The sequence below is a fragment of the Pseudarthrobacter sp. RHLT1-30-1 genome (genome assembly GCF_059383415.1).
Genome location: NZ_JBWZCG010000038.1, coordinates 17,364 through 30,558, shown reverse-complemented (window position 1 = coordinate 30,558; position 13,195 = coordinate 17,364). Strand labels below are relative to the sequence as shown.

The window sequence follows — 13,195 nt, the reverse complement described above, 5'->3', positions numbered from 1 at the left end:
CCCGCCACGCCGATCGAGGAGGCGATTTTGCTTCCCGAACTCACGGCAGCATAATCAAATAACTGACCTGCACGGTGTCGAGAAAACTCCACCACTCAGCGGGACGTAACCCGTTATTCAGCGAGACAGGTAACCCGGCGTTCCGACCCAATCCACAAACTACCCGGTGGGCACATACCTTGCCTCCATCAAAGTGATGCGGACATGGGCCACTGAACTGTCCTCCGCCGAGCGCACCGTGGGTGCTGACGAGATAGAAAGGTGGGCGTTCGGTGCCGGGGAGGGATGGCGGAAGCGCCAGGTACCTTAGAGTTCTTTCGGCGCAAACAAATGCGCTGACATGCGCTCATGCTCCTAGCGCGTTAGACCCTTCTGAGCCTGTTTGGCAGTCCCAGGCACGCCGCTTGTCTTGCGCGCCTTGGGTGCCGCTTTCCCCTGCTTCAACGTCACCGCTGCCGTCGGCGGAGTCGCCTGGTCCCGGTCTGCGATGAGTCGGGCCTCCACGGCTTCCCTGTCTCCAACATGGTCGAGGCTCTTTGCGAGGGCTTCCCGACATTCTGCTGAATCGTAAGTCGCAGCAGCTTCGTCAGTTAGCTGTTCGGGCCGGGTGTTGTCGGCATCGACGCTTTCCCGCTGGGCTGCGTCGGCGCGTTCGGCTTCCGTGAAAAGCTGTGAAGCTTGAATATTTTCCGCCGCTACTGCTGTCCGTTCTTCCTGAGCATGGGTCTTTGCACGTGCCGCTTCATTGGCTGCAGCCGCACCGTCCGCACCTGTCCCCAGGGCGTCGACGTCGATCCCGTAGCGTTGCTGTACCTGCTCGCGGATGGCGCCGGCCGCAGAGCGCGCCATGGGGTCATGGCCCTTCCACGCCGTGGCGGTTTGGTGGACGCGGACGATGTCTTCTGCTTTGGCGTTGTCCCACCAGCGGGCATCCAGTGCCGGTGCGAGCTGTGCGCGTGCGGCTGCGCGTTCGCCCTCGAGGCGGGCCCTCAGTTCGCGTCCTATCTGGTCCTCACCCGCAGCGGCTTCACGCGCTGACCTTTCTCGTGCCCGGGCCAGTTCCTCTCCGATTCGTCCCGCCGCCGTCAGGCCCGTGCGGAGCATCGTTTCTACAACCTCGTCCAGTCCGTCTGATTCGCTCATGCTCTACTTTCCAGGTGCTATCGCTCAATGTCCGGGCGGTCGTTTCCGGTCCGGGTCGTTGTGGGCGTTCTTGGGCGTCCGTACTTGGGGGGCAGGACAGATCCCGGCTTGCTCATTGGCGCCAGCCCTCCGAGCGCGCGACGTACCGTTTGGGCCAGCTCGGCATCCACTGCCGACACAGGGGTAACTTTCGCTGATTCCCGCCCTACCGCAGTCAGAGGTGGCTCTGCCGGCACCGGTGGTAGGGCGTTGGTCACCATCACCAGTTGCGTACGGACCATGGCATTAATCTGCCGTGACCGGCGAAGGTCGTTTGTTCGCCTGGTGCATGTCGTGGATGGCCTTGGAGACGTTGAGCAGCTGCCGCAGCAAGATTTGCCTGGGCGGCAGTTCCGGATCCCGTTGTGGCGGATATCAGCAGCAGGGAAGCTCCGCGGGCGGACGGCCCGACAGTCCTAACTGGCTTGACCGGGTACCGGCGCAGCTGGGCTGTCTGGGACAGTTCTGTCGCGCTCGCAGCCAACGGGCCCGGTACGGTTTTGGTGGCAGTGGACCATGCGGCGAAAGCGCCGGCGGTTTCCCGGGCGACGTGCGCCCAGGTTGCGTGATCATCCAATGGTACGGAGCGCAAGGTTTCGCGCAGCTGGGCGACCTCGTTGCTGTAACGCTCCCAGTGTTGGGGGTCCGGTTCGTGGGCTTCACGGCCGACAGTGACGGGGCGGCGGCCGCGTGCTGCAGCTTCCCATTCGGTTGCGGCTTCGCCTGTGGACTGAGGGGTGTCCGTCAGGACGTCGAGAGTATCGACGCCGGGGGATCCGGCAGATGCTGCGCACCCGGCTCCCCGGCTACATGGTTCCCGGCTATTTGAAGAGCTTGAGTCCAGGCCCATGATGGCCAGCGGCAAGGTGGACCGAAAGCTTCTGCCGCAACCGACGCACCGGCACAGCCTGGCAGGCAACGGCTCCTACACTGCCCCGGCTACGGAGGCCGAGCAGGCCCTGGCGGAACAGCTGGGCGCCGACTCATTGCTGATGGCGCACTTCAGCGCCCGCCTCAGAAAAGAAACCGGGCTGCCGCCGGCGGCCATGCAGGACATCTATCAGCACCCCAACGGTGCGCCAGCTGGCCGAGTGCCTCCAGGCCCGCCGCATCGAGACGGCACTGGTCCCGGCTACGCCCGCGGTTGGCCTTGCACCCCCGGCCCCGCTGCCCCGGGCCAGCTCCTTCCAATACTTCCTCTGCGGCGCCATACAACTGCTGGTTTTCCTAAGCTACTCCACGTACGCCGCCTGGCTGCTGGTGTTCGGCTTCGAATGGGTGACAGGGGGAGCCACACCCCTTGAGATGTGGTTGCGATCCGTGGGCTTCGGAGCCGCCACCTTCCTAGTCCTGTCCCTGACTCCTATTCTCGTGAAATGGGTCCTGGTGGGGGGTGGAAACCCGGGCTGATTCCCATCTGGAGCATGGCTTACGTGCGCTTTTGGGCCGTCAGGCTTTTGACCCGGGCCAATCCGCTCGTGCTGTTTTGCAGGATCACCAATTTACGTGCTGTACCTGTGGCTGCTCGGGGCAAAGATCGGCAAAGGGGTCGTGATCTTCTCCCGGACGGTGCCGGTGTGCACGGACCTGCTGACCACAGGCGACAACACCGTCACCTACAAAAACTCCTTCTAGCTCTGCTACCGGGCCCGCCCGGGCGTCCTGGAAATGGGGCCGGTGACTCTGGGCCGGAACGTCCTTGTGTCGGAGACGACGACTCTTGACATCGGCACGTCGATGGGGAACGACACGCAGTGGGGCCACTCCTCGGCACTGCAGACCGGGCAGGCGGTACCCAACGGACAAAGCTGGCACGGGTCCCCCGCCGAGCGCACCAGTACCCAGTACCGGCGGGTACCCGACGCGAACTGCAGCACCCGCCGCCGAGTGATGTTCAGCCTGCTCCAATTGTTCAACCGCCTTGTCCTCGTCGTCCCGGTTGGTGTCCTCGGGCTGGCCGCGCTGCTGCCGTCCTACCTGGACACCGGACACCTGCAGCTGGGTGCCTTCGAGTTCTTTGTCGACACAGCGGCCTTTGCACTGATTTTATTCATCGTCGGGCTGATAGGCGGGCTGATCTTTGTCGTCAGCGTTCCGCGGCTGCTGAACCTCTTCCTCACGCCTGACAAGGTCTATCCGCTCTACGGGGTGCACTTTTCCCTGCAGCGGATGATGTCCGGGATCTCCAACGTCCCCATTTATAAGAGCCTCTTCGGCGACAGCTCCTACATCGTGCACTACCTGCAGGCACTGGGCTACGACCTCGGCAAGGTGGTGCAGACGGGATCAAACTTCGGTCCGGCCGTGGGCCACGAGTCACCGTTCCTGAGCAACGTCGGATCGGGAACCATGGCCTCTGACGGTCTGAACATGATGAACGCCGAATTCACCAGTACTTCGTTCCGCCTTTCACGTGGCAGCGTCGCCGGCCGCAACTTCCTCGGGAACAACATCAACTTCCCGATCGGAGCCCGCGTGGGGGAGAACTGCCTGCTCGGTACCAAGGTGATGGTGCCGATCGACGGCCCGGTCCGGTCCGACGTGGGCCGGCTGGGATCACCTCCGTTCGAGATCCCCCGGTCGGTGCAGCGTGACGCCCAGTTTGATGAAGCGAAGCTTGAGGAGGCGAAGAACCGCCTCCTCCCGGCAAAGAACCGGTACAACATCGGGACCATGGCCCTGTTCCCTGCCACACGCTGGTTCCTGCTGTATGTCGGCGCGCTCACTGGCGCGGTTGCCGTCACCGCGCACGGCTACATCGGCGTGCTGGCAATTGCCGCCGCCATGCTCGGCTTCAGGCTGTTCAGCAGTTCTACTCCATCCTGGTTGAGCGCTCCGTCATGGGGTTCCGCCGGCTGAAGCCCGAATATTGTTCCATCTACGACCACTATTTCTGGCAGCACCAACGGCTCTGGAAACTGTTGACCGGTGCGCCCTTCGGAGGAACACCGTATAAGTCGATGTTCTGGAGAATGTTGGGCGTCAAAGTCGGCAAGCGGCTCTACGACCTCGGCGCCGGCATAATAGAAAAAAACTCGTGACCATCGGTGATGACTGCGCACTCAACGAGGGATCGCTCATCCAGGGCCATTCCATGGAAGACGGAACGTTCAAGTCCGACCGCACTGTCGTGGGCAATCGCTGCAACCTGGGCGTCACAGCCTTCGTGCACTACAGGGGTCACGATGCACGACGGGTCGACGCTCGAGGCCGACGCGTTTCTGATGAAAGGCGCAGATATCCCGGAAAACGCCACGTACGTCGGCAACCCGGCACGCGAGGTGAGCTCACCGCGGTCCCAGCGCCCGGCCCCTCGCGCCGGCGGACCCCGCCACCGCGCAGCGACGGCAAGCGCCAGGAGGCCCCTGCTGTTGGCCGGGGCGGCGCACGGCACCCGTGCCCCGCGCCGCCACAAAGCAGTCCGGATCTGAGAAGAAGCCACGGACCAGCGACTGTTAGTGGGAACCCGAGGGGACCCGTGCGCCGTCGGGAACGTCATAGGGAAGGTCATCGGGGTCGGCCCCGGGGGCAGCGCGGCGGCCCCGGAGACGGGCTCCGGCGGGACCCGGGCCGGCACTGGCGCCGTCACCCGCACCCGGCCCGGCCTTGGCCAGGGCCTTCCGCTCGCGGCGCCCCTCCACCAGGCGGTACAGCACCGGCACCAGGATAAGGGTGAGTGCGGTGGAGGAGATCAGCCCGCCGATTACCACAATCGCCAGCGGCTGCGAGATGAAGCCACCGCCGCCGGTCAGGCCCAGCGCCATCGGCGTCAGGGCGAAAACGGTGGCCAGCGCGGTCATCAGGATCGGCCGGAGGCGCTGCCGGGCACCGTGGGTGATCGCGTCCGCCACGCTCATGCCGGGTTCGCCGTTCCGCGGCTGGCGGTACTGGTTGATCAGGTCGATCAGCACAATGGCGTTCGTCACCACAATGCCGACGAGCATCAGCATGCCGATCAGCGAGGGCAGGCCCAGTGGCACCCCGGTGACGAGCAGCAGGCCGACGGCGCCGGTGGCCGCGAAGGGCACCGAGACCAGCAGGATCAGCGGCTGGATGAGCGACTTGAACGCGGCCACCATAATCACGTAGACGATCGCGATGGCAGCCAGCAGGGCGAGGCCCAGCTGGGCGAACGACTCGGCCTGCTGGGTCGTGGCGCCGCCGATTTCGGCAGTGACGCCGGGCGGCAGCTGGACAGTTTTGAGCCGGGCCTGCACTTCGGTGCTGACCGCACCGAGGTTGGCGCCCGACGGCGTGACGGAGACGCGGGCGGTCCGCTGGCCGTTGCTGGCGGTAATCGAGACGGGAACGTCGACCTGCTCCACGGCGGCGATGCTGGCCAGCGGCACGGGACCGGCCGCCGTCGGCAGCGGGGTCTGCCGGACGGCGTCGATGCTGGTGAAGCGGGTGCCCTCACCGATGCGGACGGGATAATCGTTGGTGTCGATGCGTACGGTGCCGGCCGGGATGGGGCTGATGGTCGAGGCGAGCACGCCGGCCACCTGTTCCTCGCTCAGGCCGGCGGCGACGGCTTTGGCACGGTCCACTTTGACCTGGACGACCGGCTGGCTGGCGGCCAGGTTGGTGGCTACCTCGGAGGAGCCGGGGACGCCGTCCATTGCCTGGACCATGGCGTCGCTCGCGGTCCGCAGGTCGGCCGTGGTGGCGGCCTTGAGCGTGATGTCCACGGTCGAGGATGTGCCGAAGCCGCCCTGCTGCGAGCCCACGGTGATCCTGCCGGAATCGGGGATCCGGGCAAGTTCGCTGCGGACGGTGTCCTTGAGTTTGCCCTGGTTTGCCTTGTCCTCGGTGACGACGGTGAAGCTGGAGTTCGAGGCTCCGGCCGACAGTAGCGCGGAGAAGCCGGTCTGCGCGCTGCCCGTGGTGGCCTGGACGTCCTTCACGCCGTCGATTTTGAGCAGCACTTGCTCGACCTTCCCGGCCGCGGCGCTGGCTTCGGCCAGGCTGGTGCCGGCGGGGAGCGCCTGCCGAACGGTCATGCTGTTTTCGCCGGAGCTGCCCAGCAGGTCCGTGGCCAGCAGCGGAGTCATGGCGGCGGTGCCGCCGAGGACCAGCAGGGCCGCGACCAGCGTCACCACCGGGTGTTTTTGGGTTTTGGTCAGGATGGGGACGTAGCCGCGCTGCAGCACGGTGCGTTGCTCCGCCTCGGATGCCTTCGCCGCGATCACCCGCGCAGAGGCTTGCTGGGCTGGGCCGGGATTGCCGGCGGGATTGCGGAGGAACCAGTACGCCAGCACCGGAACGATGGTCAAAGAGACCAGCAGCGAGGACAGCAGCGCGATGGTGACCGTCAGCGCGAACGGCCGGAACAGCTCGCCGGCCAGTCCGGCCACAAAGGCGATCGGCAGGAAGACGGCCACGGTGGTGAGGGTCGACGCCGTGATGGCACCGGCGACTTCGCGGATGGACGTCTGGATCGCGGTGATCTTCGCCTCCCCGTAGCTCAGGTGCCGCTTGATGTTCTCGATCACGACGATGGAGTCGTCCACGACGCGCCCGATCGCGATCGTCAGCGCGCCAAGGGTCAGAAGGTTCAGCGAGTAGCCGGTGGCCGAGAGCCCGATGAACGTGATCAGCAGCGAGAGCGGGATGGACACCGCCGTCACCAGGGTGGCGCGGACGGACATCAGGAACAGCAGGATCACCGCAACGGCGAAGCCCAGGCCCAGCAGGCCTTCCGTCGTGAGGTCCTTGATGGACTTCTCGATGAACGGCGCCTGGTCGAAGATTGGTGTGAACCGGGCGTTGGCGCCGAGTTCGGCCTCAAGCTCGGGGATGGAGGCCTTCACCGCGTGCGAGATGCCGACGGTGTCACCTTCGGGCTTCTTCGTGACGGACAGGGCGAGGGTTTCCTTGCCGTTGGTCCGGGTGATCGAGGTGCGGGCGTCTTCGGTGATACTGACGTCTGCGACGCCGCCGATGGTGGCGGCGTTTTTGGCGCCGCCCAGCGGGAGCGCCTTGATGGCGTCGAGCGAATCGACCGGGCTGCCGATCTGCAGCGAAAGTGTCTTGCCCTGCTCTTCGATGGTGCCGGCCGGAACGAGTGCCCCGTTGTTCTTCAGCGCCTCGCTGATGGACTGGATGCTCGCTCCGGAGTCGGCCATGGCCGCGGGCCGCGGGAGGATCTTGATGTGCTGTGTGGCGCCGCCGGTCACGTCGGCGCCGCGGACGCCGTCGAGCTTCTGCAGCCGCGGCACGGTGAGCCGGGCAAGATCGGCGTTCAGCTCGCTGAGGGGCTTGTCGGAGGAAACCGCGAGGAACACAATCGGGAAATCGCTGATGCTGCCGGCGATTGCCTGCGGCTGGACGTCGTCGGGCAACGACCGTTTGGCATTGGAGATGGCCCGGTCGATCTGGTTCCGGGCACGGTCCAGGTTGGACCCGTAGGTGAATACCAGGCTGATCTGGGAGACGCCGTTGCGGGAGGTGGACGACGTCGACTCCAGGCCTTCAACGCCCTTGAGCGCCGTCTCCAGCGGGCTGCTGACCTGTTTGTCCACCACGTCCGGAGAGGCCCCGGGCATCGAGCTGAGCACCGTGATTTGCGGGAACTCGATGGAGGGAATGAGTTCCTGCTTGAGCGAGGACATCGTGATCACGCCGAAGACCGACGCGAAGACGGTCACCAGCGCGATCAGGGCCCGGTTGGCCAGTGAAAGCTTTGCAAGCAGGAACATCTGATGGTCTCCTGATGGGTCGACGGACGGACTTCCGGGTGATCAGGCCTGCAAAACAGTCGAACCTGCCGCAACCTGCCGCAACCCGGAGCGGGCCCTAGTTGCGCGCGGCGACCGGTTCCAGCTGCAGTGCCTTGGCCGTGTCGGCCTCGAGCTGCGCGGCAAGGTCCGGGTTCTCGTTGAGCTTGATGCCGTAGCCGGGCATCATTTCCTTGAACCGGGACTGCCAGCCCTTGAACTGCTTCGGGAAGGACTTCTGGAGGAGTTCGATCATGATCGGCACCGCCGTGGACGCGCCCGGGGAGGCGCCGAGCAGGGCTCCGATGGATCCGTCGCGGCCGGCGATGACTTCGGTGCCGAACTGCAGCACGCCGCCCTTCTTCGGATCCTTCTTGATGATCTGTACTCGCTGGCCGGCAGTAATGAGTTCCCAGTCGCCGTCCTGCGCGGCCGGGTAGTACTCCCGCAGGGCCTCGACCTTGGCGCCGTGCCGCTTGGCGACTTCCTTGACCAGGTAGGCGGTGAGGTCCATGTTGTCCTTGGCCACGGCCAGCATCGGGATGATGTTGGACGGCCGGATGGACAGCGGCAGGTCCAGGTAGGAGCCGTTTTTCAGGAAGTTCGTGGAGAAACCGGCGTACGGGCCGAAAAGCAGCGAACGCTTTCCGTTGACGTAGCGGGTGTCCAGGTGCGGGACGGACATGGGCGGGGCGCCGACGGAGGCCTGGCCGTAGACCTTGGCGCTGTGCTGGGACGCCAGTGTCTGGTCGGTGCAGCGGAAGAACTGGCCGGAGACCGGGAAACCGCCGTAGCCCTTGCTTTCCGGAATGCCGGAGGCCTGCAGCAGGTGCAGGGCTCCGCCGCCGGCGCCCACGAAGACGAACTTCGAATGGATAGATCCGTGCTCGCCGGACTGTGGGTGCTTGAGCGCCAGGTCCCAGCCGCCGTCGGACGCGCGTTTGATGCCGGAGACGTCGTGGCCGTAGTTGACCTCGACGCCATTGTTTCCAAGGTAGGTGGTCAGTTCCCGGGTCAGCGCACCGAAGTCGACGTCGGTGCCTTCCGCGGCACGGGTGGCGGCAATCCGCTGCTTCGGGTCGCGGCCCTTGACGATCAGCGGTGCCCACTTGGCGATCTGGGCGTGGTCCTCGGAGTGCTCCATCGAGCGGAACAGCGGGTTGGGCTTGAGTGCCTCGTAGCGGGTGCGCAGGAACCTGGCGTTGTCCTCACCGATCACGAAGCTCATGTGCGGAACGGTGTTGATGAAGCCCTTCGGGGAGCCGATCATGCCGTTCGTGACGAGGTGGGACCAGAATTGACGGGACAGCTGGAACTGCTCGTTGATCAGGATTGCCTTGGCGGGGTCCACCGAGCCGTCTTTGGCGGCGGGGGAGTAATTGAGCTCACACAGCGCGGCGTGGCCGGTGCCGGCGTTGTTCCAGGGGCCGGAGCTTTCCAGGCCCGGCTCATCCAGCTTCTCGAACAGGGAGATCGTCCAGTTCGGCTCGAGCTGCTTCAGGAAAGCACCGAGCGTGGCGCTCATGATGCCGCCGCCAATCAGGACGACGTCGGCATGTTGGGTCTTGGAAATGAAAGTCACAATCAGTCTCCGATAGCAGCGGGTCTGGCTGTCACAGAATATCCCCGCACCCGCCGCATACTGAAATTGGCTCCCCCCGTCAAGGCTTCAGCTCGATCTTTGTGAAAACTTCATTGAGGACCGGCGACGCCGGATACTTCAGCACCCGGTCCGACAACGCCAGCGCCGAGATCGGGAACGCAATCGGCACAGCCGGGACCGTGGCGGCGATCTGCGCGTTGATGGTCTGGTACTGCTCGGTCCGTTCCTTGCCCTCGGGCAGGCCCCGTGCCCGGGCGATTTTGGAAAAGACCTGCGGGTCCTGATAGCCGAACTCGCCGGTGTTCTCGCCGAAAAGCGGACCAACGAAGTTGTCCGGGTCGGAGTAGGAGCCGTTCCAGCCCAGCAAATGCAGTGCATGGTCGCCCGGGGAGGTGACCTGCTGAAGGTAGCCCTCGGACCATTCGACCGGCACCGGTTTGATGTTTAGCCCGACGGCGGTCAGCTGCTTGCTGATCTCCGCGTAGACCTTTTCCGGCGTCGGCAGGTACGGCCGGGTGACGTTCAGCGGATAGTAGAACTTCAGTTCCTCGCCCTGGTAGCCGGCCTCGGCGAGCAGTTCCTTGGCCTTGGCCGGATTGTGGCCCAGGGACGGCGCGTTGTTGTTGAAGCCGCTGAGCTTGGGCGGGACGAACTGGGTCGCCTGGGCGGTGTTGTCAATGAAGAAGCTGCGGATCAGGGTGTCCTTGTCGAGCGCCATTTCGATGGCCTGGCGGACCTTGAGGTTCTGCAGGATCGGCACCTCCTGGTTCATGCCCACGTACATGACGGAGAACGGATCCCGCTGGATGATCTGCTTGCCGCGCTTCACCAGCTGGTCGAAGTTACCGGCGGTCACGGCGTCGTAGGCGTCGATCTTGCCGTCGAACAGGGCCTGCATCCGGGTCTGGGCATGATCGTAGGCGACGAAGTTGATCGTGCCGATCTGGCCCTTGTCCCCCCAGTAGTCCTTGTTGCTGGAGAGTGTGATGGTACCCGGGTCCCAGGAACTCAAGGTGTACGGCCCGGTTCCCACCGGGTGGAGCCCGTAGGACGAGACGGGCTGGCCGTCGCGGGTCTGGTTCAGATCGTTGGCGTTTTGAGACGCGAGGGCCTGGGGTGAGGAGATGGCGAAGGCAGGCAGGGTGAGGGCCTGCAGGAACCCCGTGAAGGGCTGGGTCAGTGCGATCCGGACGTTGTCCGGCGCCAGCGCGGTGCAGTCCTTGTAGATGGAGAGGGACGCCTGGTCGGCGTGTGCCTTGAACACGCCCTTGAACGTGGTCCCGGGGGCCTGCTTCCGCAGCGTGTCGGGGAAGTTGAACCAGCGGTCGAAGTTGCTGCAGACGGCGGCGGCATCGAAGGCCGTTCCGTCCTGGAAGGTCACCTTGTCGCGGAGTTTGAAGGTGTAGGCGCGGCCTTCATCGCTCGTGTTCCATTCGGTCGCCAGCAGCGGCGTGGGTTCCCCGGTGGTCTGGTCCACGCCGACGAGTCCTTCCAGCACCTGGCGGGTAATCCGGTATGACTCGATGTCGGAGACGACGGCCGGATCCAACCCGAGGGGCTGCGACGCTGTGCCGAAGGTGAAGACGGCGCCGGGCACGGCGTCGGTGGGGCTGGTCGACGCTGTCGCGGAGCCGGGTCCCGGCCCGGGGGTGCCGGTGCAGGCGGCGAGCGGAAGCACCAGGAGCACGGCACCGATACCGGCGGCAATGCGGCGCACTGCACGGGTTCGGACCGTGCCTGGGCGCACGGTACGGCTGGTCACTGTACTTCTGGGCACTCGGGAATCACCTCGGGGACTGGATTGACCGCCGGCTGCGGAACAGGCCTATTCTAGTTGACCTGTCCGGACGATCGCTGTGAGCCAGCCCGCAGGGATCCGGGCCGATTTCGGGCCGGTGGGCCAACGCGCTGATCCCGAGGCGGTGGCCAGCCACGCGCACAGACGAAGGCCCGCACCAACGGTGCGGGCCTTCGTCTCTCCCGAATGGTCCAGTGAGTCAGGCTGGAACCCGAGCAGGAGTGTTCGGTGCTGCCTACTTGGGCATCAGGACGGAGTCGATCATGTAGACGGTGGCGTTGGCGGTCATGACGCCGCCGCAGACGACGTTGGCCTCGTCAGCCTTGAGCGCGTCCTTGGTGCCGGTGACCGTCACGGAGCCACCCTGGACCGTCTTGTGGGTGCCGACGATCTGGTCCGGGCTGATTTTGCCGGGGACTACGTGGTAGGTCAGGATCTTGCTGAGCAGGGCATCGTCCGTCTTCAGCGTTTCGATCGTGGCGGCGTCGATCTTCTTGAAGGCATCATCCGTCGGTGCGAAGACGGTGAATTCGCTGCCGTTCAGGGTGTCCACCAGATCGACCTTCGGGTTGAGCTTGCCCGAGACAGCGGCGGTCAGGGTGGTGAGGATCGGGTTGTTGGACGCCGCGACCGCTACCGGGTCGAGTGCCATTCCGGAGACGGAGCCTGCGCCGCTGGGGACCTGGGCTGCGTAGGCGGCACAACCGGAACCGACGAGGTTGGCCGCCGGATCCATGGCAGCTGCCGAGCTGGTTGATGGCGACGGAGCCATGCTCGTTTCCATCGGCGTCGACGCCGGGGCCGAGGAAGCCGGTGCCGTGGTGGTGGAACCGCCGCAGGCAGTGAGGCTGAGCATGGCTGCAGCAGCGATACCTGCAACGGAAAGTGTCGTGCGCTTGATGTTCTGCATTTCGGTTTCTCCCTTGTTGTGCCGATTGTGGCCGGCGGCGCTAGTGCCGCACCGGCCCTTTTCTGACTTGTCGGGCACCGACCCTTGGTTGGTGTCTCAATGGGTATTCGGGAGGTCCGGGGAGACGGATGGGTAAGGGATGGAAATTCTTTTCGTTCGCTCCGATTCGGCCGGGTTTCCGGTGTTTGGGGCGGTCGCATGCGACCGCCGCCACGGTAAACGAGAAGAGCCCCGGTCCGAAGACCGGGGCTCTTTCTTAGTGCGCAAGGGGGGATTTGAACCCCCACGCCCGAAGGCACAGGAACCTAAATCCTGCGTGTCTGCCAATTTCACCACTCGCGCGCGGCGTCGTTGCTCAAAGGTCGTGGGACCGTTGAGGGCGGATGCCAGGCTCCATTGTACATTTCGCAGCCCGCGGTACGGCGACGGCTTCATGGCGCACCCCCGGGCAGCTTCTCGACCGCGGGCACCAGCCACCGGTAACGTGCCTAGGCGTCGACCTTGAGGTCCCGGCGGAGCTTGGCGACATGCCCGGTGGCCCGGACGTTGTATTGAGCGATTAAGACCTTCCCGTCGGAGCCCACGACGATGGTGGAACGGATGAGTCCCTCGTACGTCTTGCCATAGTTCTTCTTCTCTCCCCATGCGCCGTATGCCCCGGCAACGGTATGGTCCGGGTCGGAGAGCAGGGGAAAGGTCAGGCCCTCGGCGGCCGCGAATTTTGCGAGCTTTTCTACCGGGTCGGGGGAGATGCCGACCACGTCGTAGCCGCCCTGGTGCAGGGATGCCAGGGAATCCCGGAAATCGCAGGCCTGCTTTGTGCAGCCGGGGGTGGACGCCGCCGGGTAGAAGTAAACGACCGTGTTCCGGCCGTGGAAGTCCTCGAGGGAAACCTCCATCCCGTCGGAATCCTTCAGAGTGAAAGCCGGGGCTGGGTCACCGGGGATGAGTCGTTGAGGCACGTTGTGCTCCTTCTCGGGGCGGTC

General features: G+C 65.1%; 9 protein-coding genes and 1 tRNA gene. 3 read left to right on the top strand and 7 right to left on the bottom strand.

Going from position 1 to position 13,195, the window contains the following annotated elements:
• Positions 1–354: 354 nt before the first annotated feature.
• Positions 355–1,143: a hypothetical protein gene (locus tag AC50YM_RS19045; protein ID WP_494958504.1), complete on the bottom strand. Its 789-nt coding sequence runs from the start codon at positions 1,141–1,143 to the stop codon at positions 355–357.
• 1,113 nt (positions 1,144–2,256) lie between these two features.
• Between AC50YM_RS19045 and AC50YM_RS19040 the strand changes: the two genes are divergently transcribed.
• From AC50YM_RS19040 to AC50YM_RS19030, 3 genes are all read left to right on the top strand, one after another.
• On the top strand, positions 2,257–2,592 hold the full coding sequence (locus AC50YM_RS19040) for a hypothetical protein (protein WP_494958503.1): 336 nt from the start codon (positions 2,257–2,259) through the stop codon (positions 2,590–2,592).
• Between the two features lie 96 nt (positions 2,593–2,688).
• On the top strand, positions 2,689–2,817 hold the full coding sequence (locus AC50YM_RS19035) for a hypothetical protein (protein WP_494958502.1): 129 nt from the start codon (positions 2,689–2,691) through the stop codon (positions 2,815–2,817).
• 42 nt (positions 2,818–2,859) lie between these two features.
• The gene (locus AC50YM_RS19030; protein ID WP_494958501.1) at positions 2,860–4,041 is read left to right on the top strand and encodes a hypothetical protein; all 1,182 of its coding nucleotides are present in this window, start codon (positions 2,860–2,862) and stop codon (positions 4,039–4,041) included.
• Between the two features lie 596 nt (positions 4,042–4,637).
• Here AC50YM_RS19030 and AC50YM_RS19025 read toward each other — a convergent pair.
• The 6 genes from AC50YM_RS19025 to bcp all read right to left on the bottom strand — a co-directional run bounded on the left by AC50YM_RS19025 (position 4,638) and on the right by bcp (position 13,171).
• On the bottom strand, positions 4,638–7,880 hold the full coding sequence (locus AC50YM_RS19025; protein ID WP_494958500.1) for an efflux RND transporter permease subunit: 3,243 nt from the start codon (positions 7,878–7,880) through the stop codon (positions 4,638–4,640).
• Positions 7,881–7,977: 97 nt separating this feature from the next.
• Positions 7,978–9,480, bottom strand: coding sequence for a malate:quinone oxidoreductase (locus AC50YM_RS19020; protein ID WP_494958499.1), 1,503 nt, complete (start codon positions 9,478–9,480; stop codon positions 7,978–7,980).
• 79 nt (positions 9,481–9,559) lie between these two features.
• The gene (locus AC50YM_RS19015) at positions 9,560–11,218 is read right to left on the bottom strand and encodes an ABC transporter substrate-binding protein (protein WP_494958506.1); all 1,659 of its coding nucleotides are present in this window, start codon (positions 11,216–11,218) and stop codon (positions 9,560–9,562) included.
• Between the two features lie 316 nt (positions 11,219–11,534).
• Positions 11,535–12,209 (bottom strand): fasciclin domain-containing protein, encoded by a 675-nt coding sequence (locus AC50YM_RS19010; RefSeq protein WP_494958498.1) that lies wholly within the window; start codon positions 12,207–12,209, stop codon positions 11,535–11,537.
• A 260-nt stretch (positions 12,210–12,469) separates the two neighbouring features.
• Positions 12,470–12,551 (bottom strand) — tRNA-Leu (locus tag AC50YM_RS19005).
• A 146-nt stretch (positions 12,552–12,697) separates the two neighbouring features.
• Positions 12,698–13,171: a thioredoxin-dependent thiol peroxidase gene (gene bcp / locus AC50YM_RS19000; protein ID WP_494958497.1), complete on the bottom strand. Its 474-nt coding sequence runs from the start codon at positions 13,169–13,171 to the stop codon at positions 12,698–12,700.
• Positions 13,172–13,195 lie beyond the last annotated feature (24 nt).

Excerpts from the sequence above, each read along its gene's own strand:
- AC50YM_RS19045 (WP_494958504.1), bottom strand. The coding sequence starts at position 1,143 with ATGAGCGAATCAGACGGACTGGACGAGGTTGTAGAAACGATGCTCCGC.
- AC50YM_RS19025 (WP_494958500.1), bottom strand. The coding sequence starts at position 7,880 with ATGTTCCTGCTTGCAAAGCTTTCACTGGCCAACCGGGCCCTGATCGCG.
- AC50YM_RS19010 (WP_494958498.1), bottom strand. The coding sequence starts at position 12,209 with ATGCAGAACATCAAGCGCACGACACTTTCCGTTGCAGGTATCGCTGCT.